General features: G+C 65.7%; 22 protein-coding genes. 4 read left to right on the top strand and 18 right to left on the bottom strand.

The window, feature by feature from the left end; translation table 11 throughout:
- Positions 1-3: 3 nt before the first annotated feature.
- The 11 genes from xrtA to WFP39_RS00700 form a co-directional block, all read right to left on the bottom strand.
- Positions 4-1,560: an exosortase A gene (gene xrtA, locus WFP39_RS00750; protein WP_336917191.1), complete on the bottom strand. Its 1,557-nt coding sequence runs from the start codon at positions 1,558-1,560 to the stop codon at positions 4-6.
- The gene (locus tag WFP39_RS00745; RefSeq protein WP_336917190.1) at positions 1,550-2,773 is read right to left on the bottom strand and encodes a TIGR03087 family PEP-CTERM/XrtA system glycosyltransferase; all 1,224 of its coding nucleotides are present in this window, start codon (positions 2,771-2,773) and stop codon (positions 1,550-1,552) included. The genes xrtA and WFP39_RS00745 overlap by 11 nt, the downstream gene beginning before the upstream one ends.
- A complete protein-coding gene (locus WFP39_RS00740) occupies positions 2,773-3,846 on the bottom strand; it encodes a FemAB family XrtA/PEP-CTERM system-associated protein (RefSeq protein ID WP_336917189.1) in 1,074 nt (357 codons plus the stop codon). Before WFP39_RS00740 ends, WFP39_RS00745 begins: the two co-directional genes overlap by 1 nt.
- Positions 3,843-4,745 (bottom strand): XrtA system polysaccharide deacetylase, encoded by a 903-nt coding sequence (locus WFP39_RS00735; RefSeq protein ID WP_336917188.1) that lies wholly within the window; start codon positions 4,743-4,745, stop codon positions 3,843-3,845. The genes WFP39_RS00740 and WFP39_RS00735 overlap by 4 nt, the downstream gene beginning before the upstream one ends.
- Positions 4,746-4,759: 14 nt before the next feature.
- Positions 4,760-5,932, bottom strand: coding sequence for an XrtA/PEP-CTERM system-associated ATPase (locus WFP39_RS00730; protein WP_336917187.1), 1,173 nt, complete (start codon positions 5,930-5,932; stop codon positions 4,760-4,762).
- A 21-nt stretch (positions 5,933-5,953) separates the two neighbouring features.
- Positions 5,954-7,624, bottom strand: coding sequence for a preprotein translocase subunit YajC (locus tag WFP39_RS00725; protein ID WP_336917186.1), 1,671 nt, complete (start codon positions 7,622-7,624; stop codon positions 5,954-5,956).
- A gap of 1 nt (position 7,625) precedes the next feature.
- Positions 7,626-8,678, bottom strand: coding sequence for a P-loop NTPase family protein (locus tag WFP39_RS00720; RefSeq protein ID WP_336917185.1), 1,053 nt, complete (start codon positions 8,676-8,678; stop codon positions 7,626-7,628).
- Between the two features lie 10 nt (positions 8,679-8,688).
- Positions 8,689-10,206, bottom strand: a complete 1,518-nt coding sequence (locus WFP39_RS00715; RefSeq protein ID WP_336917184.1) for an XrtA system polysaccharide chain length determinant — start codon at positions 10,204-10,206, stop codon at positions 8,689-8,691.
- 16 nt (positions 10,207-10,222) lie between these two features.
- Positions 10,223-10,867 (bottom strand): XrtA/PEP-CTERM system exopolysaccharide export protein, encoded by a 645-nt coding sequence (locus tag WFP39_RS00710; protein ID WP_336917183.1) that lies wholly within the window; start codon positions 10,865-10,867, stop codon positions 10,223-10,225.
- Between the two features lie 195 nt (positions 10,868-11,062).
- Positions 11,063-12,289, bottom strand: a complete 1,227-nt coding sequence (locus tag WFP39_RS00705) for a pyridoxal-dependent decarboxylase, exosortase A system-associated (protein WP_336917182.1) — start codon at positions 12,287-12,289, stop codon at positions 11,063-11,065.
- The gene (locus WFP39_RS00700; RefSeq protein WP_336917181.1) at positions 12,286-13,812 is read right to left on the bottom strand and encodes an acyl-CoA ligase (AMP-forming), exosortase A system-associated; all 1,527 of its coding nucleotides are present in this window, start codon (positions 13,810-13,812) and stop codon (positions 12,286-12,288) included. The genes WFP39_RS00705 and WFP39_RS00700 overlap by 4 nt, the downstream gene beginning before the upstream one ends.
- Before the next feature lie 26 nt (positions 13,813-13,838).
- Between WFP39_RS00700 and WFP39_RS00695 the strand changes: the two genes are divergently transcribed.
- From WFP39_RS00695 to WFP39_RS00680, 4 genes are read left to right on the top strand one after another with little or no spacing between them, the layout of a single operon-like run.
- Positions 13,839-14,810 carry a GNAT family N-acetyltransferase gene (locus WFP39_RS00695; protein ID WP_336917180.1) on the top strand — a complete coding sequence of 324 codons (972 nt, stop codon included), beginning with the start codon at positions 13,839-13,841 and terminating at the stop codon, positions 14,808-14,810.
- Between the two features lie 9 nt (positions 14,811-14,819).
- The gene (locus WFP39_RS00690; protein ID WP_336917179.1) at positions 14,820-15,089 is read left to right on the top strand and encodes an acyl carrier protein; all 270 of its coding nucleotides are present in this window, start codon (positions 14,820-14,822) and stop codon (positions 15,087-15,089) included.
- Positions 15,090-15,095: 6 nt separating this feature from the next.
- The gene (locus WFP39_RS00685) at positions 15,096-15,761 is read left to right on the top strand and encodes an alpha/beta hydrolase family protein (RefSeq protein WP_336917178.1); all 666 of its coding nucleotides are present in this window, start codon (positions 15,096-15,098) and stop codon (positions 15,759-15,761) included.
- Positions 15,758-16,555 carry a hydrolase 1, exosortase A system-associated gene (locus WFP39_RS00680; protein WP_336917177.1) on the top strand — a complete coding sequence of 266 codons (798 nt, stop codon included), beginning with the start codon at positions 15,758-15,760 and terminating at the stop codon, positions 16,553-16,555. The genes WFP39_RS00685 and WFP39_RS00680 overlap by 4 nt, the downstream gene beginning before the upstream one ends.
- Here WFP39_RS00680 and WFP39_RS00675 read toward each other — a convergent pair.
- The 7 genes from WFP39_RS00675 to WFP39_RS00645 all read right to left on the bottom strand — a co-directional run bounded on the left by WFP39_RS00675 (position 16,508) and on the right by WFP39_RS00645 (position 24,647).
- On the bottom strand, positions 16,508-17,722 hold the full coding sequence (locus WFP39_RS00675) for a class I SAM-dependent RNA methyltransferase (protein ID WP_377923207.1): 1,215 nt from the start codon (positions 17,720-17,722) through the stop codon (positions 16,508-16,510). The genes WFP39_RS00680 and WFP39_RS00675 overlap by 48 nt on opposite strands.
- Complete coding sequence (locus WFP39_RS00670) at positions 17,713-19,107, bottom strand: NAD(P)H-hydrate dehydratase (RefSeq protein WP_336917175.1); 1,395 nt, start codon at positions 19,105-19,107, stop codon at positions 17,713-17,715. Before WFP39_RS00670 ends, WFP39_RS00675 begins: the two co-directional genes overlap by 10 nt.
- Positions 19,094-19,480 (bottom strand): hypothetical protein, encoded by a 387-nt coding sequence (locus tag WFP39_RS00665; protein WP_336917174.1) that lies wholly within the window; start codon positions 19,478-19,480, stop codon positions 19,094-19,096. The genes WFP39_RS00670 and WFP39_RS00665 overlap by 14 nt, the downstream gene beginning before the upstream one ends.
- A gap of 1 nt (position 19,481) precedes the next feature.
- Positions 19,482-21,338: a dihydroxy-acid dehydratase gene (ilvD, locus tag WFP39_RS00660; RefSeq protein ID WP_336917173.1), complete on the bottom strand. Its 1,857-nt coding sequence runs from the start codon at positions 21,336-21,338 to the stop codon at positions 19,482-19,484.
- A gap of 103 nt (positions 21,339-21,441) precedes the next feature.
- Positions 21,442-22,173, bottom strand: a complete 732-nt coding sequence (locus WFP39_RS00655; protein ID WP_336917172.1) for an N-formylglutamate amidohydrolase — start codon at positions 22,171-22,173, stop codon at positions 21,442-21,444.
- A gap of 10 nt (positions 22,174-22,183) precedes the next feature.
- Positions 22,184-22,993: a 4-(cytidine 5'-diphospho)-2-C-methyl-D-erythritol kinase gene (locus tag WFP39_RS00650; RefSeq protein WP_336917171.1), complete on the bottom strand. Its 810-nt coding sequence runs from the start codon at positions 22,991-22,993 to the stop codon at positions 22,184-22,186.
- A 10-nt stretch (positions 22,994-23,003) separates the two neighbouring features.
- Complete coding sequence (locus WFP39_RS00645; RefSeq protein ID WP_336917170.1) at positions 23,004-24,647, bottom strand: electron transfer flavoprotein-ubiquinone oxidoreductase; 1,644 nt, start codon at positions 24,645-24,647, stop codon at positions 23,004-23,006.
- Between the last annotated feature and the right edge of the window lie 68 nt (positions 24,648-24,715).

Below are 24,715 nucleotides of genomic sequence, written 5' to 3'. Positions count from 1 at the left end.
GCCTTAGGGAAGCTGCGCCACGCGATCCATCCATGCGCCCGGTTCACCGGTCGCAGAAAGGAAACGGCGCAGCGACTCTTCTGCCGATACCGGCCCGCCTTCCGGGGCCGACAGGATCAGCGTGATGGTTGGATGCGGATCAAACGTCAGCCGGTCGCGAATGTTTGAAAGCTTCAGTTGCGCCACACTGCCCGTCGTTAGATCGCGGTGGCGGTAGAGCGTCAGCGCCAGCCGCTGCGTATCGGTATAGGCCTGCAAGCGATCGGAAAGGCCCATCCCGAAATCGGGGCCGGGCGAATGCCAGCGCCAATCAGTATCGGGCATGAGCGCGCCCTGCCCGAATGATCCCGCCTCGCGCCCTTCATCCTGCGCGGCATAGAGCGCATAGAACACATCGACATGCGCGCCATCGGCATCCTGATAGAAGGCGAGCAGCCGGTGATCCGCCCCGCCGGCGCGCGGTTCCCACCACAGGCCGGGTGCAGCTTCCACCTGCTGCCAACCGGGCACCGCAGGCAACGCAATCTGCGCGGGGATTTCGGCCACCACCGCCCGCGCGCTGATCGACCAGGCGGCAATGCCGGCAACCAGCGCGGCGATCACGCCAAGGCACATCGTCCCGGAGGTGCGAAAGCGTTCGATCGGGGCGAGCAGCGGCCAGTCGGCAATCGCCTGCCCGTCAACGAAACGGTCATCGCGTGGGCGGTCGAAAAACGGCCACGCCATGGCCAGCAGCAAGCCCATGACCAGCGCGAAGAAAACCCAGCCATAGAAGATGTGGTCAAAACCTACGGCAAATTCGATCCCCTGCGACTGGGCGATATAGATCGTGCCCCAGGCGCGCACGCTATTGGCCAGGATGGGCAAGACAATCGCCGCCACCATGAAGCCTGCGCGCCGCCACCAGCTGACAAAGCAGACATGCGCGGCAAGTGTGCCCAGCGCCACCATCGCCACCAGGAACTTCACGCCCGAACAGGCCTCGGCCACTTCGAACAGGCCGATCGGCGTATCGATGAACACCCCGTCGATCACCGCCGGAATGCCGCTCAGATGCACCAGCGCGATGGTGAGATCGGCGGTAATCATCTGCAGTGCCGGCACCAGCTCGTCACCAAAGGGGACGAGGAACAGCATATAGGCCATAGGAAACAGCAGCGCCGCCGTCACCCGCACGCCCAGCAGAGTTATCGCACTAGCCTGAAGCAACAGCACCAGCGCCAGATGCGTTGCCAGCGCAAGGCCCGTCAAATCGCCCAGCAGCCACAGGAACAGCGCACCCGCGACGCCGATCAGCCCCGGCCACCACGCTTGCGGCGTGATCTTCACCAGCTCGGCCGCGCGCATATGCACCAGCCAGCCGATGATGAAAGGCACGAAAAGGATGTGGTTATAGGTGGAACTGTCCCAGAACTGGCGCGCCATATCGGCCACCACATGGGCGAACATCACCAACAGGAAACCCCATGCCAGCACCAGGTGCAGCAACGGCCGGCGCCAGTGCGGCGCGATGGCCTCGGTCAGCGGAGCGCGGCGCGGAAGGGCAAGGTCACGCAGCACTGCGCGCCTCCTCCCGGTCCATGCCCAGAAAAGCAGGCATACCGGCGAGCATGGCGGGCCATGACTGGTTTTCGGTCACGAAACGCCGTGCGTTCGCGCCCATTGCGCGCGCGACCGGGGGATTAACCAGCAGTTTCACGATCTGCGCCGCAAAGTGCGCATCGTCTCCGCCAATGGCAAAATGCACGCCGTGCTCGGCGGCGATGCCGGTTGCTGCCTCGGCGCTCAGCACTATGGGACGAGCCATCGCCATTGCTTCCAGCACCTTGTTTTGCACGCCTCGCGCGATGGCGAGCGGGGCAACCACCGCATCGGCCGCTGCCAGATAAGGACGCATATCCGCCACCGCGCCGTGCACCGTGCAGCCGGGGATGTTCGCCAGCGCGCGCACCTCGGCAGAAGGCGCACGGCCCACGATATGGAACTGCGCGCCCGGAACATCGCGCTGCACCAACGGAAGGATTCGCCGCGCCATGCAGACAACAGCGGCGACGTTTGGCGGGTAATCCATTTGCCCGGTAAACAGCAGATGCGGCCCCGCACCGACCATGCCAGCAGCGGGTTTCACCGTATCGGGCGCAAAGTAATCCGCATCAATCCCGTTGCCCATCACCTGGATGGAACGAGCCTGCGGCGCGCGCGAGGCAAACAGTGCCGCTTCCGCCTCGCTGATCAGCAGCGTATGATCGGCGCGCGCAGCCAGCGCCGCCTCAACCTGCGCCAGCAGCCGCCCCTCGCGCGCATGGATCCGCGCCATCGGGCCGCGCGCATTGCGGGCATAGGCTTCGAACTTGGCCGAATCGACATCGCACAGATCGACCACCAGCCGCCCTTGCCAGGATTGCGGCACGAATTGGCCCATCTGCCCGGAAAAGACAAAGACCGCTGCGAACCGCCCGCTGGCCAGTTTTTCCTGCACCCATGCCGAAAGCCGCGCATCCGCATAGGCGGCAAGGCTGATGGGCCGCGCTTTCAGAACGGCCTCTACCCCCGCGAGCGGCAAAGGCTTGCGGCGGGTAATCACGCAAGTGGATGCGGCCAGCGCGGCCAGCTCGCCTTCAAACGCGCGGTTGGCATCGTCATCCACGAAGCAGCCGACATGCACCGGCGCGATTTCCGCCAGCGCACGCAGCACATGGGCGGAACGGATGCGGTCGCCCCGGTCGGGCGGAAAGGGCAGCCGATGCGCCAGGAACAGGATGTCGCCGCCCATCACCCCAGCCCCCGCGCAATCAGCGGGCCAAGGCGGTTCGCCACCGGCAAGGGCAGCTTCTTCCACAAGGCGATGCGCGCGGCATGCTTTGCGCTGGTCGGATCAGCGTCGCGCCGCGCATGGCCGGGCGCTGTCCATACACCATAGCTGAGCGGTTGCGGTTCGAACCCCCAATTGCGTTTGAAGTGATAGGCACCGCTGCCGGTCTTGCTGCGCCCGAAATCGAACCGGTCGCAGCCGCGCGCGCGGGCGTGGTTCATCAGCGCATAATACATCACATCATTGGCGCGCCAGTGCCGCGCCGCTGCTATACCGCCGCCCCAATAGGGCATGACCGCGCCCGCGTGATACAATGACAGCACGCTCGAAAGCGGTTCGCCTTCGCGCCACACGGTCAGAATATCCGCATCGAGCGCGTCCATCACCGCATCGAACAGGCTGCGCGGAAAAACCGGCGTGCCCAGATTGCGCACGCTTTGCGCATACACCGCGTAATGCGCCGCCCGGTCGCTTTCGGCGCGGCCAATCGTCACCTTCATTGCGTGGCCCAGCCCGCGCCGCACTTCGGCGCGCTGCTTGCGCGGAATCGCAAGCAATTGCGCTGCGTCATCGGCGGCAAGAGGGGCGACGAACCCGCAATGGCTTTCGCGGCGCAATTCCCAGCCATCGGGCACAGGCCCGCCGCGCAGTTCGACCGTCGTGCAGCTGAGTCTTTCCGCCAGTTCCTGCGCGCCTTTGGCCAGAATGCGCGCCGCAGCAGGATCGCACGCCAATATGCCGCCTTCCACGGCAAAGCCGCTCGAAGCCAGCACCCTGCCGAACAAGGGAGAATGGATTTCGCTGAGCGGCAGGTATCCGGCAATCTGCCCGCCCCGCTCGGCCAGCAACGCACGCGCGGCGTTTCCGGTGCCGCGCTCCACCGCCAGCAACCATGCCGGGCGGTGAAACACGCTGCCGCCATTCCCGGAAGCGAACGCCTCGACCCGCGCGCACTCCTGCGGATCGGCTAGATCGGCCGCGCGCACGGTCAGGGGCCGAATGGACACCTCAGGCGAGGCAAAGGGCGCGTTCATGCCGCCCGCGCTTGCAGCAACGCCTTCTCGCGGTGGGCCAGCACATCCATCCGGCCCCAGGCAAATTCGTGGATCAGCTGGCGCAGCTTGGGCGCCATCTTGTCCAGATTGGTGTAATGGCGCAGCCGTGATTTCAGCGGCGCGCCCGCTACGCGCGGTTGGCCGGGATCGATTTCCCACGGGTGGAAATAGAAGATCGCCGGTCGCCCGTCTGTGCGATTGACCTGCCGGATGGCCCAGCGCGAAAAGGCATAGGGCAGCACGCGGAAAAAGCCGCCGCCGCCAGCCGCCAGCCGCTTGCCGCCGAACATGGCGGTGGTGACGGGTATTTCCACCAGATCGGCCCAGGGCAAGGGACGAAAGGCAAAGCGCGGCGCGTCGGCCCAGCCGTAATGGTCATGCGCCACCGGCGCGACGCTGCTGGAATAGGCATATCCCTGCTCTACCAGTTCGGCAAAGGCCCAGGGTGTGCGGTGGTCGATGGAGAAGCTGGGCGCGCGGTAACCGGTAACGGGCAGGCCGGTTGCATCCTCGATCGCGATGCGCGCCTTGCGAATGTCTTCGGCAAACTCGGCCGGGGTCAGCTTGAATACGCGCGTATGGTCCCACCCGTGGCTGGCGACCTCGTGTCCGCGTGCGGCAACTTCGCGCAGCAAGCACGCATGGCGCTGCGCCACCCAACCCAAGGTGAAGAAAGTGGCGCTGGCCCCGGCTTCGTCGAAAAGGTCGAGAATGGCGTGGACATTGCGTTCCACCCGGTCATCCAGTCCAGCCCAGTCCCCGCGCTCGATCACATCTTCGAACGCGCCGACCTGGAACCAGTCCTCGACATCGACCGACAGGCCGTTGACAATGCGGCTTTGCGCATCAGCCTGTCCACGGATGGTCAACGCATTCACTGTTGATTGTCCCTTCAGGCCGCCTTGCTTTCGTCCATTTCGCCTTCGATCCATTCGATCAGCATGGTCAGCGTCTGGCGGATCGTGCGCTCCTGTTCAAAATTGCGCGCTTCGAGCCGGGCAATCTGTTCCTGCAGCGCGCGGATTTCCGGCTGGATCGCCTGCGCCACGGCGGCATCCTGCTGATTGGCCATTTCGATTACCGCCTGTTGCAGTTCGGCAATCTGCGCATCGCGTTCGGCCAGCAATGTGTCGAGCATTTGCGCATCAATCCCTGTGCCGGTGGCGGGCGACACATCAGCTTCGAAAGCCTGAGTAGGCTCAGGCGCGGCCGGGGGCCCGTGCAGCGGCTGCGGCGTGACCACGGGAAAGGCGCGCTCGCCCGCCATCTCGTCCAGCACCGATTGCAGCATGGCCGCATCGATGCGGCTGCGTTCTTCCACCGCGCCGAGCAGCAGCAGGCGATTGGCGATCTGGTTCACGCGGCGCGGCACGCCGCCGCTCGCCTCGTAAAGCTCGGCAAACACGCGCTGGTCGAAGGCGGGGTTGCCTTGCCAGCCGACCTTTTCCAGCCGGTGCACGATATAGGGCTCGATCTCGCATTTCTGCATCGGTTCCAAATGGTGCGCGGCGATCACGCGCTGGCGCAGCTGTTCCAGATCGGGGTGGCTTTGCAGCGTGGTGCGAAACTCCGGCTGGCCCAGCAGCAGCGTTTGCAGCAGGGGATGGTTGCCCAGTTGGAAGTTGGACAGCATCCGCAGTTCTTCCAGCGCGGATACCGCAAGGTTCTGCGCCTCGTCCACCACCAGCAGGCAGCGGCGACCTGCGCGCGCCTCGTCATGCAGCAGCGCCTCTATCGCGCCAAGCGCGCTGGCCTTGTCGTGCCCTTCGATGTCGAGACCAAAGGCCTGCGCGACCACATGCACGATCTCCTCGCCATCCAGCTTGCTGGTGACGACCTGCGCGACGGTCACCTGCGCCGGGTCGATATTGGCCATCATATGCGCGACCAGCGTGGATTTGCCCGCGCCAACCTCGCCGGTGATGACGATAAAGCCTTCACCCTGCGCGAGGCCATATCCCAGATAGGACAGCGCCTTGCGGTGCGTGACCGAGCGGAAATAGAACTCCGGATCGGGGGTAAGCTGGAAGGGCTTTCCGGTCAGGCCATAGAAATCGTCAAACATGGATCGGCTCCCTCGGATCCGTCAGAAGGAATAGCGCAGGCCCACAAGGGCGCTGGCATTGGTGTAATCGGGCAAGGCTTCGCGCACGACGCCATCGACGCCAACGGCAGCTGTCCCGGTCAACCCGCGGATAAGCTGGCGGTAATAGGCAAGCGCAGCGGAATAGCCCATGCCCTGACCCTGGCTGTCGAACCCGCTGTCGAACCAGTTGGCATAGGCATTGGCGGAAATGCCTGACGCCTGATCGAGTTGCTGGCTGGCATAGGCACCTGCCCAAATGGTCTCGTCCACAAGGCCATCGACATTGGCGAGCGCACTTCCGGCGGCGGCGATATATCGGCGCTGGTCGTAGCCCGCCGCCACGCCGTAACTGGTGCGCCCTGTCCCGCGCGCGATCGAGCCGACCACGCCCCGGCTGCGGAATACCGCGCTGCGCAGCGACCCCAGATTTCCCAGCGCGCAAGAGCCGCCTTCCAGCGCCGCCACGCAGCCGCCCAGATCGCCGGTCAGCAGATTGCGGAAGGCCTGGAACTCTGTCGGCAGACCCGCCAGATTGTCCACCAGCACGCCGCCAAAGCTGTTGATCGTGTCATAGGCGCCGATATTCACCGATGTGCGCGGATTGGGGGCATAGGAGAACGAGCCGGTATAGGTCATCGAACCGTAACGCCGCCCCACCGTGGCGGTGAGCGAGGTGCGGCTGCTGGGCCGCCACATCACGCCCGCATCCCAGATCAATCCGTCGGTTTCGTAAGCGATGGTGCGGGGGGAGGATTTGTCGGTGACGAAACGGCCATCGGGGCCCACCACCGGATCGCCATCCCCGTCGCGCAGCGCATCGCGTGCCGAAACCTGCACATCCTCGTAACCCACGCCGCCCACCAGCGCGAGCGTGGGGGACAACGGCACGGTCACATCACCGCGCACATGGCGGTCATCCAGCCGCTGATCGAGGTTGGAGACATCCTGCCGATTCCAGCCGCCGCCCACACCCACGCCAACCGGCAATACCGTGTCCGGCGCAAATCCCGCGCGCGCGGCGGCCTGCTGGCTGAGGCTGGAATCAAAAATGTCCACTGGCTGATCGCCCGGCGCCAGCACCACTGCATCGGGGGCCTCCACGCGGGTGTAGCCGATGCGGTAGCCGGCGGTCACTTCCAGTTGGTCGATATTGGTTTGCAGCGAAGGCCCGGCATAGACCGAATAGACCTGGCTGGTGGAACTGTCGTCCACATCGAAACCGCCCAGCGAAGTCGCACCGCCGCTTTCCACGCGGGTGCGCGCGGCAAGGCCGCCTGCCTCCACCGTCAAGCGACGCGGCACCAGCGCGAGCGAGGTGCGGGCAATCCCGCTGATCGCATCGCCATCCTCGACATCGCCATACCCGATGCGCCGTTCATAGCGCAGCGAAAGCGAGCCAGCGCTGTTGCGGCCGGCAAAGCCTGTATCGACCCCTGCGGCAAGCCGGGTGTACGTCACCACATCGTCACCCGGCGAAAGCTCGGCGGTAAGCACCTGTGCCGCCTCGATATAGGGCTGCACATTGACATAGCGCCCGGATTGGCCGCGCGCCGAACCACTGGCTTCTGCGCCAGTCGACACGGCCGCTTGCGCAAGGGCGGGCACGGGTGCCATCAGGCACATCGCGAGAGAGGTGGCCGCCAGCAGGCGGGGGACAAAAGATCGGGGCATCCTAGCCTCCATATCCGTAATACGAGCCGAAGCGGCGGCCGCTGGGGCTGAAACGGGCATCGTTCAAAAGCAGCTTGAGGTCGGGGCAACTGGACAGCAGCGTCAGCGCATCTTCCAGCGCGCTCTGCCCGGTCTTGTCGGCGCGGGTGACGACAACCGCCTGCCCCACATGGTGGGCCAGATCGGCGGCGGGCGATGCGGCCAGCGCAGGCGGGGAATCGAAGATCAGCACCCGTTCGGGCGCGCCCTGCGTCAACCGTGCGAGAACCTCTGCCGTGCGCGCGCTGGCGAGGTATTCGCTGTCGGCGTGGGTCTGGTTCCCGGCAGGCAGGACATAGAGCCCGGCGATATCGGTGGCGATCACGCAGTCCTCTATCGCGATGGCGGGATTGGCGAGCGCATCCATCAGGCCCGGCCCCTTGGGCAGGCCCAGCAGCGACAGGATTGATGGCTTGGCGACATCGGCATCCACCAGCACCACTTCGCAATCGCGCTCGGTCGCCAGCGCCAGCGCCAGATTGGTGGCGCAGAAGGTCTTGCCTTCATTGGGCAGGGGCGAACACACCAGTATGCGCTGCGCCAGATCGGCGCGAGGGCCTTCCGTCCCCGCGCGCACCGATTTGAGCAGTTGGCGCTTCACGATGCGGAATTCCTCCAGCAGCGTGGTAACCGGGCCTTCAGGGTTGATGAGCCCGTTATAGGCAAGCCTTTCCCGGTCGATCACGCCGCGACGGCGGGTGAGTTCGATGCGCGGGGCCGGTGGCTCGGAAGGAGCAGCAACCGGGGCGTCTGCCTGTGGTGGTGCGGTGGTAACCGCAACAGCGTCAGCCGGCGGATATGGCGGGGCGGATTCGCTCGCCTCCGCTGCGGCGCGACGCGTGACCTTGTTGTTCAGCGGCCGGTTGACGGGCTGGGCCAGTTCGCGCGGAACGGGTGCGGGGGCAAAGCCCGACTTGCCAATCAGGCCCTCGGCCCGCTCGAACAGCGACTTGCCCCCGGCCTTGCCCGCATCGTCAGGGCTGCCGGGCAGAGGGATCTTGCTGTGTTCGGTCATGCGTTCCCCCTCACGCCATCAGCCCGCGCTGCGCGATTTCCAGGCCAAGCAAGACCACGAAGACAACGCCCAGCCCGCCCGACGCGGCGGCAAAATATTTCATCCGGCGTGCCGCCACTTCCTTGCCCGCCACCGTCAGCGCATGGCTGACCGTGCCGATCACGGGCAGATCGAATGTCCGCTCAAGCTGGCTGGCGGTGGAGAAGGTCGAGCCGAGTTTGCTGAGCGCGAAGGCCGTGCCTGCGCCCGCGCCAAGGCCAAGGATCAACACGCCGAACAGCAACAGCGGCCGGTTGGGGGCGGCGGGCTTGCGCGGGGTGGACGGCGGATCGACCACTTCGAACTGCACCGCGCTGCGCTCGGTCTCCACCTGCCCGCGCAGGCGCAACTGTTCGCGGTCGCGAAGCAATTCTTCATACTGGGTGCGCAGCACTTCGTAATCGCGGCTGATGCGCTGCGCTTCGGCCGATACGCCCGGCTCGCGCGATTGGCTCGCCATGACCGAGGAGATTTCCGCCCGCAGCGCCGCTGCGCGCGATTGCAATGCCTGCACCGAGGCAAGCCTCTGCGCGCGCATGGTGACAAGCGATGTGTAGGCCGGATTCTGTGTCCCGGTTGCACCATTGTCCGCCGCAGCCCGCTCGCGCAGGGTGGCGATCTGCCGGGTAATGGTGACGACGTCGGGGTGCTGATCGGTCAGGCCTTGCGCCCGGTATTGGCTCAGCGTCGCCTCGGCCTGCGCCAACAGCACGCGCGGGCCGCCGCCTTCGGCCGTCAGCAATGTGCGCGGCGTGCTGGCAATCTGCCCGTCGATGGCAGCCAGCGCACTTTCCGCCGCCGCCAGATCCGCCTCGACGCTGCGCAATTCCGCGCGTGAGGCATTGAGACTTTGCTGAAGCGCGGCGGTGCCGCCGATCAGTTCGGGATGCAGCGCTTCGAACTCCAGCCGGCGTTGCTCGGCCTCTTCCAGTTCGCGCTGGCGCTGGGCGAGCTGTTCGTTGATGAAATCGATCGAACTGGCCATGTCGCCGCGCGCACCGCCCAGGTTTTCCTCGCGGAAGATGTCGATCATGCGCTGCACAATGGTCTGCGCCAATAGCGCGTTTTCGCTGTCGCTCAGGTTGCGCCGCCCGCTGCTGGCGGTGATTTCGAACATGTTTTCGCCTTCGGAGGTGACCTTGATGTCCTTGGACAAGGCCTCCACCGCGCGTTCCATGTCGCTGGCATCGGTAATTCCGTCGCCCAGCGAGGTGGAGCGGACCACCTTTTCCAGATTGACCGCGCTCACCAATGTCTGACGCACACGCTCGATCCCGCGCTGCCGGCTCGCGGTGCCGATGCCGATCTGTTCGGCCAGCACATCATCGAGCTGCACGAAAATGCGCGCTTCCGAGGCATAGGAATTGGGGATCAGCGCCACAGCCAGCCACCCGGCCAGACACACTGCCCAAGCAATGCCCAGCGCCAGCCAGCGCCGGTTCCAGACCGACCAGATCGCCGCGCGCACTTCTTCAAGGAGGAGGTTCAATGCCCGTCGCTCCCTGTCAGAACATGCTTTCGGGGATGATGATCACATCCCCCGGCATCAGCATCACATTCGCCTCGCTCTGTCCCCGGCGCAGCAGATCGTTGAGGCGCAGGCCGTATTCCTGCTGACGACCGGTGGTGCGATCAAACCGGATCAGGCGTGCGCGGTTGCCTGCGGCAAATTCGGACAAGCCGCCCACCGCGATCATCGCGTCGAGCAGCGTCATATTGGCGCGATAAGGCAGCGAGGCCGGCTGTTCGGTCGCGCCCACAATGCGCACCTGCTGGCTGAACGTGCCGGCAAACTTGTTGACGATCACCGTCACCAGCGGATCGGCGATGTATTGGCTCAGTTGCAGGCGGATATCCTCGGCCAGCATGGTGGGCGTCTTGCCCACGGCGGGCATATCGGCAACCAGCGGCGTGGTGATGCGGCCATCGGGGCGCACCTGCACTTCGGCGCCCAGCTCGTCATTGCGCCAGACATGGATGGTGAGTTCGTCGAGCGGGCCAATGACATATTCCTCGCCCGGCCCTTCCTGCATGGCGACAAAGGTAGCAGGCGCAAGGCGCGGCGCGGTGCCGGGGCTGGCGCAACCCGTCAGCACCAGCGATGCCGTGGCACCGGCAGCCAGCAGGGAGGCAGTTCTGTTCCTTCGCATTGCGCGCGTCCTCAAAGGTGTTCGGGCAACAGAAGCGGCGGCGGGAAAAGCCCGCCACGGCTCCACGGCCCCTTGGATCCAGCGTGCACACTGGCCAAAAAGGGTGAACATTGCGTTAGCCTTGGCCTCGAAACGCCCTGATTTGCGGGATTTTCAAGGCGCTGTCCCGAAAGGGGACGCAGATCGGTGAAGAGCTTAAACGAGCAATTCGCGCGCCGGTCCCTGCCCCAGAAAGGCGGAAGGACTGGCGCTGGCGCCATAGGCCCCGGCGCAGAACACGGCCACCAGATCGCCCACCTCGGCACGCGGCAGATGCGCCTGATCCGCCAGCCGGTCGAGCGGGGTGCACAGGCACCCTACCACACTGGCCTCCTCCTCTGCCGCTGCGTCAAACCGGGTGGCGATGGCGAGCGGATAATTGCGACGCACCACCGTGCCGAAATTGCCGCTGGCGGCCAGTTGGTGATGCATCCCTCCGTCGCAGACGAGAAAAACCTGCCCGTGGCTTTCCTTCCGGTCGACAATGCGGGTCAGGTAAACCCCCGCCTCGCCCACAAGATAACGGCCGAGTTCGATCGCAATTTCCGTATCTTCCAGCCCTGACGGGACGCTCGCAAGGCGCACCGCCAGCGCGCTGCCCACGGCGGCAATGTCGAGCGGGCGGTCCTTGTCAAAATAGGGAATGCCAAAACCGCCCCCCATGTTGAGATGCACCAGCGGTGCGCCGATTTCGCGCGTCAGCCGCACGGCCAAATCCAGCACCTTGCCCTGCATCTCGATCACCGCGCCCGCATCGAGCGCCTGGCTGCCGGTGTAGATATGCAGGCCGCGCCACACCGCCCCGCCCGCGATGATCTCACGCGCCAGCGGCACAACCGCGCTCTCATCCACGCCAAAGGGCTTGGCTCCGCCGCCCATCTTCATGCCCGATCCGCGCAACTCGAAATCGGGGTTCACCCGGATGGCAAGGCGCGGCGCTACACCCAAAGCTGTGCCGATGGCGAGCGCACGGCGCGCTTCGCCAGCTGATTCCAGATTCAGCGTCACACCCTGCCGGATCGCGGCGGTGAGTTCCCCATCGGTCTTGCCCGGCCCGGCAAAGCTGATCTCGCGCGGGGTAAATCCCGCCTTGCGCGCCATCGCCAACTCGCCGCCCGATGCAATGTCGAGCCCGTCGACCAATTCGGCCATATGTTCGAGCAGCGGCGCGAAGGGATTGGCTTTCATCGCGTAATGAATCTTCAGCCGCGCGGGCATGGCTGCGCGCAGGGCCGCCATACGCGCATCAATCAACGCCCGCGCATAGACGAACAGCGGCGTTCCGCCCGCCTCCTTCACCAGCGCAGATGCCTTGCGCCCGCCAATCGCCAATTCGCCATCGCGCGCGGCAAAACCGGGGGGAATGGGGCCAAGCGGCTTCATTGCGCCGCCTCGCCCTGCACCATCCGCGCCAGCGCGGCGCGGTCAATCTTGCCATTGGGGCCAAGCGGCATGGCGTCGAGATAGCGGATCGTGTGCGGCTGCATGAAGCCGGGCAAATCACGCCGCAACGCATTGTGCAAGCCATCTGCATCACCGGAACCGCGCACGAACAGGCAGATCGCCTGCCCCAACCGTGCATCGGGCACGCCCATCGCGACCGCCTCCACCGCAAGGCCGGTGGCAAGCGCGGCCTCCTCCACTTCGGAAGGGCTGATGCGGTTGCCCGCGCTCTTGATCATCGCATCGCGCCGGCCCACGAAATAGAGCAGCCCTGCCGCATCGCGCACCACCCGGTCGCCCGACCACACCGCCATCCCGCCATAGGCCGAGGCTGCGGGCGCGGGGCGAAACCGCTCCGCCGTGCGTGCTGGGTCGTTCCAATAACCCTGCGCCACCAGCGGCCCGCAATGCACCAGCTCCCCCTCCTCGCCATCGGCCGTGATTTCTCCCGCATCGTTGACCACCAGAACCTCGGCAAAGGGGATCGCCCTGCCCATCGAAGTGGGGTGGCTGTCAATCAGCGCGGGATCGAGAAAGGTCGAACGGAAGGCTTCGGTCAGGCCATACATCGCAAACAGCCGCGCCTGCGGGAAAGTGCCGCGCAGCCGCCGTACCAGATCCACCGTCAGCGCGCCGCCACTATTGGTCAGGCGGCGGAGCGGAATGACAGATTCGGGCGGCCAATCCGCATCCAGCACCTGCACCCACAGGGGCGGCACAGCGGCCAGCGTGGTGACGCCGTGCCGCGCACAGGCCTTCACCACATCGCGCGGCAGCAGGTAATCGAGCGGCACCGCGCATCCGCCCGCCACCCATGTGGAAAGCAACTGGTTCTGCCCGTAATCGAAGCTCAGCGGCAGCACGGCCAATGTCACATCATCGGCCGCCAGCCCCAGATAATGGGCAACGCTGACCGCCCCCAGCCACATATTCGCATGGCTCAGCATCACCCCCTTGGGCCGCCCGGTCGATCCGCTGGTGTAGAGGATCGCCGCCAGATCAGCCGGATCGGCGGCTGACGGTGGCATTTCGCGCCCGTCCGCATAGGCAATAGCCAAAGCCGCCCCCTCCTCCACCACCTGGCACCCGGCGGGAAGGTCGCCGCTCTCCAGCGTGACAAGCCGCGCAGGCGTGCCGATCAGCAGGCGGGCCCCGCAATCGGCAAGAATATGGTTTACCTGCGCCCGTTTGAGCAGCGGATTGATCGGCACATGAACAAGGCCGGCGCGGGCCGCTGCCAGCGGCATCAGGCAGGTCACTTCACCCTTGGCGGCCCATGTCGCCACCCGCGCGCCGGATTCCAGCCCCAGCGAATCCAGCCAGCCCGCAAGCTGCGCGACACGGCTTCTTAAGTCCTTCCAGCTAAGCGTGCCCTCGCGCAGGATCAGCGCCGCATCGCCATCGACCCCGCACACTGCGAGGTGATCGAGCGGGCGCGGCACGGGATCGGGCGCAGTGGACACATGAACTCCATCTGGAGAAGCGGGCTTTGGGCGAAATCGCCTATCACGACACGGTTAACGAACTGCATGGCCTTGGCCTGTGCGGCAAGGGGCCGTTTGCGCGGGTGGAATGGTTTGCGGCCCTGGAAGCGGCGGGCGCGCGCGCCTTTCTCCCCATGGCCCGCGACAGCAGCGGCACCATCGTCTTGCCCCTGATGCGCGGAGCCAAAGGGCTGGAGGTGCTGACCAACTGGTATGCCTTCACCTGGGCGCCGCTGGAATCGGCAGGGGCCAGCCCTGACCTGCTCGATCTCCTGGCGCGCAGCTTGCGGTCCCATGTCCTGACCCTGTCCAAGCTGGACGAAGCCACCGCCGATCGGCTGGCGGCCACCTTTCGCCGCGCGGGCTTTTTTGTCAGGCGCGACATCTGCGACACCAACCACTTTCTCGCCATCGACGGGCGCAGTTTCGCCGAATATCTCGCCTCCCGACCCGGCGCATTGCGCACCACGCTGAAACGCAAGGCAAAGAAGGTGGTGGTGCGCCTGTCCCGCCGCTTCGACGCCGATGACTGGGCCGCTTACGAGGCAATCTATGCGGCAAGCTGGAAACCGGCCGAAGGCGATCCGGCCTTGCTGCGCGCCTTTGCCAAGCAGGAGAGTGCACGCGGCCATTACCTGTTCGGCATGGCATTGGCCGATGGCCAGCCGGTGGCCGCGCAGTTCTGGAGCGTGGAGGATGGCACGGCCTATATCCACAAGCTGGCCCATCTGCCCGCCGCGGAAGCGCTTTCCCCTGGCACCACGCTGACCGCCGCGCTGATGGAGCAGGTGATTGACCGCGACCGCGTGGCCGAAGTCGATTTTGGCACCGGCAATGACAGTTACAAGGCGGACTGGATGGACGCGGTGCGCCCGCGCTTTGCGCTCACCTGCATCCATCCAGCCGCGCCGCGCCACTGGCCACTTCTGGCCAAGGCACTGATCCGCAACCTTGTATCGCCCCCTTCCGACGATTAGGGGCGCAATATGACCGACCCATCCCTGATCGAGACTGAACTGCGCGCAGTCTTGCGCGATTGCCTTGGCCTGCCGCAACACCGCGTGGACGCATTTGACGCAGATACCGGCCTGTTTGGCCACCTGCCCGAACTCGATTCCATGGCGGTCGCAACCTTGCTGACCGAGATGGAGGATCGGCTTGCGATCACGATCGAGGACGACGAGATTGACGGCGAAATGCTGGAAAGTTTTGGCGCATTGCTGGCCTTCGTCACGGCCAAGCGGCAGGCAGGCTGACCCGCGGTGCACATCGCCAGCTACACTGCGCCGAGCGGGCAGGAGGAACTGGCGCTGACCTTCGGCGATCCGTCCGCCTCCATGCGCCTGCTGGTGCTGCCCGCCTGGTTTGATGAAGCAAACAAGCTGCGGCATTTCACCGTGGAGGTCTTGCGCAGGCTCGAACGCGAAGGGGTTGCCAGCGTGATGCCCGATCTGCCCGGCTGCAACGAAAGCCTCGCCCCGCTGGCAGCGCAGGATCTGGCAAGCTGGCGCGGGGCCGCTCGTGCCGCATCGCAGGCCTATGGATGCACCCATGTGCTGGCCATCCGCGCAGGCGTGAATCTGGCGCCCGATCTGCCCGGATGGGCCTTTGCGCCGCTTGCCGGAAAAGCGGCATTGCGCGCCCTGCTGCGGGCGCGGGTCGTCGCAGCGAAGGAGGCAAACCGCAGCGAAAGCAGCGAGGCCTTGCTCGAAACCGGCAAAGGCGAAGGGCTGGCGCTGGGCGGATATCATCTGGGCGCGGGCATGGTGACGGCGCTGGCCGAGGCGGAACTGCCCGCGCATGGCCTGCACACGCTGACCCCGGCGGATTTTGGCGCGGCGGGCCTGTGGCTGCGCGCCGAGCCCGATCACGATGCCGCGCAGGCCGAAGCGCTGGCAGTGCGAGTCGTGCAGGATTTGGGTGGATGAGTCGTCGCCATTTTACCTTTGCTTGCGCAGGAGAAACGCTCGCCGCCACGCTGGATGATGCGGAAGGCCGGGTGGGCCTGCTGATTGTAACGGGCGGCAACGAGGTACGCAGCGGGGCGTTCAGCGGGCAGGCAAGGCTGGCCGCCCGAATCGCGGCTGCAGGCTATCCGGTGCTGCGATTCGACCGGCGCGGCGTGGGCGATTCCACCGGCAGCAACAGCGGTTTCACCGGAAGCGCGCCCGATATCGCCGCCGCCATCGCGGCTTTCCGCGCACAGGCACCCCATATCGAGCGCCTTGTCGCTTTCGGCAATTGCGATGCGGCCAGCGCGCTGCTGCTTGCCGGCGGTGCAGGATGCGATGCACTGGTGCTGGCCAACCCGTGGACCTTCGATTCGGCGGACGAAGCCCCAGCCCCGCAAGCGGTCCGCGCACGCTATGCGGCAAAGCTGAAATCCCCGCGCGAAGTGCTGCGCCTTCTCAGTGGCGATGTGTCGCTCGCAAAGCTGCTGAACGGCCTGCGCCGTGCTCTCAGTCCCTCTCGGCCCCCTTCGGGCCTGTTGGGCGACATACAGGCCGGGCACGCGCGCTTTGCGGGCAAGACTGCCATCCTGCTGGCCCCAAGAGACCGCACGGCGCAGGCGTTCATGGCGGCGTGGCCTGCCAGCAAGCGACTGTGGCAGCTGTGCGAAGGCGCCGATCACGGATTTAGTGACGAGGCTTCCTCCGCATGGCTTTTCAACGCGTTATTCACCGTCCTTGAGGAAGAGGCTGGCCAGCTCGACATGGGTTGACCAGCGGAACTGACCCACCGGGCGGACCTCAGCCAACCGGTAGCCTGCCGCAGCCAGCAAGGCACCATCACGCGACCAGCTGACGGGATTGCAGCTTACATAGGCGATTTTTGCGACCCCGCTTGCGGCCAGTTGCTCGACCTGCGACCGCGCCCCGGCACGCGGGGGATCAAGCACGACCCCGTCAAACCGCGCCAGTTCTGCCGGTTGCAACGGATTACGGAACAGATCGCGGTGCACCGCTTCAACGGGCCGACGGTGGCGGGATGCGGCCGCCTTGCAGGCCAATACCGCGTCGCGCGCCGCCTCTGCGGCCAGAACCGGGATGTGCGGGGGCAGCGCAAAGGTGAAGGTGCCCAGCCCTGCGAACAGATCAGCCACCGCGCGGCAATCGCCCAGCCATCCGCGCACCGCGCCAGTGAGTGCATCTTCGCCATCCTGCGTCGCCTGCAGGAAGGCGCCTTGCGGAAACGGCACCGCCACGCCGCCCAGCGTCACAGTGACCGGCTCCGGTTCCCAGAATGTTTCCGCGCCAAAACCCTGATCGAGCGACAGCCTTGCCAGAGCGGTGTCGCGGCAGAAATCGAGGAGGTCCTCGGTCTGTTCCAGCCCTTCGACAGGCAGGTTGCGGATGGTGCAATCCACCCCTTGATCGATCAGAGTCAGATCAATCTCGGCCGAAAACTTGCCTTTTCGTTTAGAAAGATAATTGCGTAACCTGCCACTAATCGTGAACAAATCCGGGGCGAGCACATGGCATTCGCGCAGATCCACCACCCGGTGCGATCCGGCGGCATGAAAGCCGATCAGCGCCCGGCCTCCGCCTCCGTTCACTGCCCGTAGCGAAGCCCGGCGGCGCGACCGCGGCGGAGAGAGATGCGTGGGCGCGACCCTTGCGGGCTCCATCCCCTGCGCTCTGGCGGCATGGACCACGCGCCCTTTCACCATGTCCGCAAGCCCGGTATCGTCCACCTGCTGCAATTCGCACCCGCCGCATTGGCCGAAAAGGCGGCACGGCGGATCGATATGGTGCGGCCCCCGTGTGATCGTGCCGTCGGCCGCGACCAGATCGCCCGGCGCGGTGCCGGGAACGTGGCGGCCCGACGCGGTGACGCCATCGCCCTTGGCGGCGATGCGGATGATTTCTTCCAGCCCGCTCACAGAAATGCTCTCCACGCCTGCGGCAGGTGCGCCGCCAGCAGCCCAGCGGAAAATGCAGGACCGGCAAGCCGCGCCGCCTCGGCATGGAGCCAGCACGCCTCTTCCGCCGCCCGAACCGGATCATCAGCACTGGCGGCAAGGCGGCTGGCCACAAGCCCGGCCAGCACATCGCCCGTGCCAGCGGTACTGAGCCAGCTTGAAGCAGGCGGCATGAAAGTGAGCGGCGTCCCCGGTGCGGCAATCAGCGTATCCGGCCCCTTGGCGAGCACCACCGCGCTCAACGCCTCGGCCAGTTCAACGACCTCCTCGATCCGCGCGTCCCCCACAACGCCGAACGCCTCGCTGAGCGCCTCGCGTTCCCCCTCATGCGGGGTCACGATCAGCGCGGCGGTGCGCCCCTGCAGCATGGGGGGCTCCAGAAGGTGCAGGGCATCGGCATCGCACACGGTGGGAATGTCGCGTTCGAGCACCGCGGCCAGAATGGCTTGCGCCTCGCTCCCCCGGCCAAGGCCCGGCCCGATCAGCACCGCGTCGATCCACCGGTCGTGGAGCAATTCCTCGGTCGGAACGCGGCGAAGCACAATGTCGGGCGGCACGGGAAGACCTTCCCGCCCGCTCGTCTCGATCCGGACATAGCCGGCTCCCCCTCCTTGCGCTGCGCGTGCCGCCAGCACCGCTGCACCAGGCATGGCTCCGCCCACCACGCTCAGCAGGCCGCGACTGTATTTGTGCGCGCCCATGGGCGGGCCTGCGAGATGCGGACGGGTTGAGACCCGCATGGCATCGGCCACTTGGGCAATGCCGATATCGACCAGCCGCCGTGCGCCCATCAATTCCATCGCGGGCATCTGCCAATGCGCGGGCTTCCACGCGCCCAACGCAATCGTCAGATCGAAAACCGGGAGGTCGGCGTTGAGACAGGCGCCGCTGTCGGCATCCACCCCGCTGGGCAGATCGACCGCGATGCGCAGGCGATGCGCCCCAGCCAGATCGTTCAGCAACCGCTCCAGCGCCGGGTCAAGCGAACGCGCCAGCCCGCTGCCGAACAGGCAATCGACAAAGACTTCCCCTGCGGAATGGGCAACGGTTTCCCCGCCCCACGATGCGCGCGCCGCGCGGGCTGCAGCCGTGCGCGGCTCCAGCGGTGCCACCACCTGCACCGCCACGCCCCGTTCGCGCAGGATACGCGCAATGACATAGCCATCGCCGCCATTATTGCCCGGCCCGCACAGCACGGTAACCGGACGCCCTGCGGAAAGCCGCCAGATATAATCCGCCGCACCCGCCCCGGCGCGTTCCATCAGGCTGGACACGGTTTCCTCGCCGTCAATCAACGCCTGTTCTGCCGCCCGCATCTGGGCAACGGTGAGGATCTGGTCAGGGCGTGGCATCGCCTGCCGTTTCGCCGGTTCTGCCGGCAATCGTAGCGGGCAGGATATAGCGATCGGCCGCTACCGTCACCGCGATTTCGCCATCATAGACGGTGATCTGCGCCGGGTCCGCACCATCGGCCGCTGCCACGCCCGATCCATCGCCTTGCACCGCAAGACGGCGGAAACCGCCATCCTCGTGATGGATAATCAAAATCAGAGCGCCGTCTTCCACCGCGCGTTCGACGGTGCAGACAGGAGCCAGTTCCGCCGCGCCGCCCGTGGCGCAGGCGATGGTTTCGCCGCGCGCGGCCGCTTCGCCTTCCGCCTCGTCTCCGCTCGCTGAGCAGGCCGCCAGCGCCAGCAGGATGACGGCGGGAACAGGCGCGCGCATATCAGCCGCGCTTGAGTTGCGAAATATCGCGGATCGCCCCGCGCGCGGCACTGGTGGTCATTGCCGCATAGGCCTTGAGCGCGACCGACAGCTTGCGCGGCCGTTCCTTGGCCGGTTGCCATGCGGCATCGCCCCTGGCCTCCATCGCGGCGCGGCGGCGAGCGAGTTCCTCGTCCGAAACCAGCAGGTTGATGCTGCGCTCCGGAATATCGATGGCGATGGTGTCGCCATCTTCCACCAAACCAATCGCGCCGCCCTCTGCCGCTTCGGGCGAGGCATGGCCGATCGACAGGCCCGACGTGCCACCCGAAAAGCGCCCGTCGGTGAACAACGCGCAAGCCTTGCCCAGCCCCTTCGATTTCAGGTAGCTGGTGGGGTAAAGCATTTCCTGCATGCCGGGGCCGCCCTTTGGTCCTTCATAGCGGATCACCACCACATCGCCCGCCTTTACCTGATCGGTCAGGATAGCGGTAACGGCATCGTCCTGGCTTTCGAACACGCGCGCAGTGCCGGTGAACTTCAGGATGCTTTCATCCACGCCCGCGGTCTTCACGATGCAGCCGTCAACGGCGATATTCCCATACAGCACGGCCAGCCCGCCATCCTGGCTGAAGGCGTGCTCCTTGCTGCGGATCACGCCGTTTTCGCGGTCGAGGTCGAGTTCCTTCCACCGGCGGTTCTGGCTGAAGGCGACCTGCGTGGGCACCCCGCCTGGCGCAGCGCGGTAGAACTCATGCACCTTGGGGTTATTGGTGCGGCTGATGTCCCAATCATCCAGCGCATCACCCAGTGTGGGGCTGTGCACGGTGGGAAGCGCAGTGTGAATGAGGCCTGCGCGTTCCAACTGGCCGAGGATCGCCATGATACCCCCTGCGCGGTGAACATCCTCCATATGCACATCGCTTTTCGCCGGGGCGACCTTGGACAGGCACGGCACGCGGCGGGAAAGCCGGTCGATATCCTTCATCGTGAAGTCCACCCCCGCTTCGTAAGCGGCGGCGAGCAGATGCAGCACGGTGTTGGTTGATCCGCCCATCGCAATATCCAGCGTCATCGCGTTTTCGAACGCGGCAAAGCTGGCGATGGAGCGCGGCAGGACGCTCTCGTCGTCCTCCTCGTAATAACGCTTCGCCAGCGCCACGGAGAGGCGGCCGGCGCGTTCGAACAGGCTCTTGCGGTCGGCATGGGTGGCCAGCACCGATCCGTTGCCGGGCAGCGACAAGCCCAGCGCCTCGGTCAGGCAGTTCATCGAATTGGCGGTGAACATGCCGCTGCACGATCCGCAGGTGGGGCAGGCGGAACGCTCGATCTCGGCCACTTGCTCATCGGTGTAACTGTTATCCGCGGCGGCAACCATGGCATCGACCAGATCGAGCGCATGTTCCTTGCCATTGAGTACGACCTTCCCCGCTTCCATCGGGCCGCCCGACACGAACACCGCCGGAATGTTGATCCGCATCGCGGCCATCAGCATGCCCGGCGTGATCTTGTCGCAGTTGGAAATGCACACCATGGCGTCCGCGCAATGCGCGTTGACCATGTATTCGACGCTGTCGGCAATCAGATCGCGGCTGGGCAACGAATAAAGCATCCCGTCATGGCCCATGGCGATGCCATCATCCACCGCGATGGTGTTGAATTCCTTGGCGACCCCGCCCGCCGCCTCGATCTCGCGCGCGACCAGTTGGCCCAGATCCTTCAGGTGCACATGGCCCGGCACGAACTGGGTGAAGCTGTTGACCACCGCGATGATCGGCTTGCCGAAATCCTCATCCTTCATGCCGGTGGCGCGCCACAGGCCGCGCGCGCCGGCCATGTTGCGGCCGTGAGTGGTGGTGCGGGAACGGTAGGCGGGCATTGTCGTGTCTCCTTGCGGCCCATGCTCTTGTCACCTTGGACGACAGGGTCAAGCGCTTTGCAAGGCCGCCCCCCGCAAGCCGCGCCGGATTAGGCCATCCGGCCTAGGCGCTGCCGAGGCGCTGAACGCAGGTTTTCGCCATGCGCACCAGCATATCGGCAAGGCCGGGCTGGAACTTTTCCCGCCCCGCAATATCCTGCCGCAGCTCTATGCCCACATAGGGCAGGCCAACCGGCTCGCAATGCCGGTTCATCGTGGCGTTGAGCAGGACGCCCGAATAGGGCTCCTGATCGCCCACAGTCAGGCCTTCGACCTCCAGCATGGAGATGGCAATGCGCGCGGCACGGTCATCGCGGTTGTAAAGGACGCCCACTTGCCATGGCCGGGGCTTGTCGCAGGTGGCAAGCGCCGGGGTAAAGCTGTGCAGCGAGACGACCAGCGCCGGTTTCATCTCTGCCAGCAGGTCGGCCAAGGCCGCGTGGTATGGATCGAAGAACCGGGTGAGCCGCGCCTCGCGCTCCTCTCGCGACAGGGCATTGCCGGGTATGGTGTGCCCGTCACTGCTGGCGGGCACCACGCCAGCGCTGTCGCGGTCGCGGTTGAAATCGCACACAAGGCGGCTGACCTGGCCCTGAAACGCGGCAAAGCCCGCCTGCTGCGCCATGATCGTGCCGATGGCCTCCACGCCGATATCGATGGCGATATGTTCGCCCAGCAATTCGGGTGCGATACCGAGGTCGATATCATCGGGCACGCGGTTGCTGGCGTGATCCGACACGACAAGGACACCGCCGGGTTGCGGCTGGCCAACAAGGCGATAGGCTTCGTGATCCATTTTCCTGCAATTAGCGGAGCTTGCCCGCCAATGTCCACCAATCGGGACGAAATTCGCTGATCACTGCCGCCGCCGCATCGCGCTGCCATTCGTGCTCGTAAAGGGCATAACAGGTTGCGCCGGAGCCGGACATTTCCACCTTCCACGCGCCGCCCGTCAACCGAAGGCGCAGGAGCACTTCACCAATGCCGCGGCACAGCCCGGCCGCGGGCCGGCGCAAGTCGTTCCGGCCTGCCTGGGCGATTTCGCGCGCGGTTCCCTGCGGCAGGGCGCCACGGTCGATACCGTCCCACGCCTTGAATACCGGGCCGGTGGCAAGCGGCACCCGCGGGTTGACCAGCAGCACGGGCGTTCCCCCCAAATCATCGACCACCTCGGCCCTGTCCGCACCGGTGCCCATCCCGATATGCGTGCGGCTTTCGACGCAGGCAGGCACATCCGCGCCCAATTTTGACGCCCGCGTGCGCCAGTCATCGGGCAGACCGTGCAGCGCCTGCACCATGCGGAACACCGCGCCTGCATCCGCCGATCCGCCGCCAAGGCCAGCGGCAACCGGCAGGTTCTTTTCCAAGGTCACGGCAAGCCCCCGCGCGCGCGGCAGCGCGGACAGCGCTTTTGCCACCAGATTATCGAACGGATTGTCCAGCCCGCCCGCAAACGCGCCCACGGTCGTCACGCTGTCCTGCGCTGCGGGATGCGCGGTCAGCACGTCGCCGGCATCGACGAAGGCGAACAGTGTTTCCAGCTCGTGATAGCCATCCTCGCGCCGCCGCCGCACATGCAGGGCAAGGTTGATCTTGGCATAGGCGATTTCTCTCACAGGCCAGCCATCACATATTCGGATAGGTCGGGCCGCCGCCGCCTTCGGGCGTGACCCAATTGATGTTCTGGTTCGGGTCCTTGATGTCGCAGGTCTTGCAGTGGACGCAGTTCTGCGCATTGATCACATAACGCGGCTCGCTGCCATCCTCCTGCAACCATTCATAGACCGCCGCCGGGCAATAGCGCGTCGAGGGCCCGGCATAGACGCCCAGCTCGCTTGTCCGCTGCAATTCCATGTCCGCCACTTTCAGGTGGCACGGCTGATCCTCGGCATGGTTGGTGCCCGAAAGGAACACGGAAGACAGACGGTCGAATGTGATCTTGCCATCAGGCTTGGGATATTTGATCGGCTGGTACAGATCGGCACGCCCCGTGCTTGCCGCATCGGTATGGTGCCCCAGTGCGCCGGTGATCTTCACACCCAAAGTGCGCAGCCACATATCCGCACCTGCAAACAGGCTGCCCAGTCCGCCGCCGAATTTGGCGACCAGCGGCTGCGCGTTCTGCACCTTCTTGAGTTCGTCCGCGATCCAGCTTGTCCTCACTGCCGCATCGTAATCGGCCAGCGTGTCCCTTTCGCGGCCTGCCGCCAGTGCGGCGGCGATGCTTTCGGCGGCCAGCATCCCGCTTTTCATCGCAGTGTGGCTGCCCTTGATGCGCGGCACATTGACGAAGCCCGCCGCGCAGCCGATCAGCGCCCCACCGGGGAAGGCGAGCGTCGGCACACTCTGCCAGCCGCCCTCGTTGATGGCGCGCGCGCCATAGGCCACGCGCTTGCCGCCCTCGATCACCGCGTGGATAGCCGGGTGCGTCTTCCAGCGCTGAAACTCCTCGAACGGGGAGACATAGGGGTTCTTGTAATCAAGCGCGGTCACAAAGCCCAAGGCCACTTGCCCATCGGCCTGGTGGTAGAGGAACCCGCCGCCCCAGCTGTCGCTTTCCGACAGCGGCCAGCCTTGCGTGTGGATCACCCGCCCCGGCTCATGCCGATCGGCAGGAATGTCCCACAACTCCTTGATCCCAAGCCCATAAACCTGCGGCTGACAGTCTGCGTCCAGCGCAAATCGCGCCTTCATCTGCTTGGTCAGATGGCCGCGCGCGCCTTCGGCAAACAGCGTGTATTTCGCGTGCAGTTCCATGCCCGGCTGGTAATCGGGCTTGTGGCTGCCATCGGCGGCGATACCCATGTCCTGCGTGGCAACGCCCCTGACATTGCCGGCCTCATCGAACAGCACTTCGCTTGCCGGAAAGCCGGGGAAGACCTGCACGCCCAGCCCCTCAGCCTGTTCGGCCAGCCATCGCGTCAGATTGCCGAGTGATCCGGTGAAATTGCCCTTGTTGCTCATCAAGGGCGGCATCAGCAGATGCGGCAATTCCCACTTGCCGTTCGCGGTCAGCACCCAATGGTGGTTCTCGGTCACCGGCACCCGTGCCATCGGGCAGGTCGCGCGCCAATCGGGCAGCAATTCGTCGAGTGCACGCGGATCGACCACCGCGCCCGACAGGATATGCGCGCCAACTTCCGCGCCCTTTTCCAGCACGACAACCTCGCAATTGGCGTCGATCTGTTTCAGCCGGATCGCGGCGGCAAGGCCCGCTGGCCCCGCGCCCACGATCACGACATCCACCGGCATCGATTCCCGCGCGTTCATCCCAAGGGCTCCTGCAAAAGGTTGTTCATGGCATCAGGGCTTGATCGCTGGCGGCAGGCAGGTCAAGA

Origin of the sequence: Alteraurantiacibacter lauratis, from assembly GCF_037154155.1 — a bacterium.
GTDB lineage: Bacteria > Pseudomonadota > Alphaproteobacteria > Sphingomonadales > Sphingomonadaceae > Alteraurantiacibacter > Alteraurantiacibacter lauratis.
Note: the sequence above shows the minus strand (reverse complement) of the source record. Positions and strands in the feature narration are given on the sequence as shown.

Excerpts from the sequence above, each read along its gene's own strand:
- WFP39_RS00745 (WP_336917190.1), bottom strand. The coding sequence starts at position 2,773 with ATGGGCGGCGACATCCTGTTCCTGGCGCATCGGCTGCCCTTTCCGCCC.
- WFP39_RS00740 (WP_336917189.1), bottom strand. The coding sequence starts at position 3,846 with ATGAACGCGCCCTTTGCCTCGCCTGAGGTGTCCATTCGGCCCCTGACC.
- WFP39_RS00730 (WP_336917187.1), bottom strand. The coding sequence starts at position 5,932 with ATGTTTGACGATTTCTATGGCCTGACCGGAAAGCCCTTCCAGCTTACC.
- WFP39_RS00725 (WP_336917186.1), bottom strand. The coding sequence starts at position 7,624 with ATGCCCCGATCTTTTGTCCCCCGCCTGCTGGCGGCCACCTCTCTCGCG.
- WFP39_RS00720 (WP_336917185.1), bottom strand. The coding sequence starts at position 8,678 with ATGACCGAACACAGCAAGATCCCTCTGCCCGGCAGCCCTGACGATGCG.
- WFP39_RS00710 (WP_336917183.1), bottom strand. The coding sequence starts at position 10,867 with ATGCGAAGGAACAGAACTGCCTCCCTGCTGGCTGCCGGTGCCACGGCA.
- WFP39_RS00705 (WP_336917182.1), bottom strand. The coding sequence starts at position 12,289 with ATGAAGCCGCTTGGCCCCATTCCCCCCGGTTTTGCCGCGCGCGATGGC.
- WFP39_RS00690 (WP_336917179.1), top strand. The coding sequence starts at position 14,820 with ATGACCGACCCATCCCTGATCGAGACTGAACTGCGCGCAGTCTTGCGC.
- WFP39_RS00680 (WP_336917177.1), top strand. The coding sequence starts at position 15,758 with ATGAGTCGTCGCCATTTTACCTTTGCTTGCGCAGGAGAAACGCTCGCC.
- WFP39_RS00670 (WP_336917175.1), bottom strand. The coding sequence starts at position 19,107 with ATGCCACGCCCTGACCAGATCCTCACCGTTGCCCAGATGCGGGCGGCA.
- WFP39_RS00665 (WP_336917174.1), bottom strand. The coding sequence starts at position 19,480 with ATGCGCGCGCCTGTTCCCGCCGTCATCCTGCTGGCGCTGGCGGCCTGC.
- ilvD (WP_336917173.1), bottom strand. The coding sequence starts at position 21,338 with ATGCCCGCCTACCGTTCCCGCACCACCACTCACGGCCGCAACATGGCC.
- WFP39_RS00655 (WP_336917172.1), bottom strand. The coding sequence starts at position 22,173 with ATGGATCACGAAGCCTATCGCCTTGTTGGCCAGCCGCAACCCGGCGGT.
- WFP39_RS00645 (WP_336917170.1), bottom strand. The coding sequence starts at position 24,647 with ATGAACGCGCGGGAATCGATGCCGGTGGATGTCGTGATCGTGGGCGCG.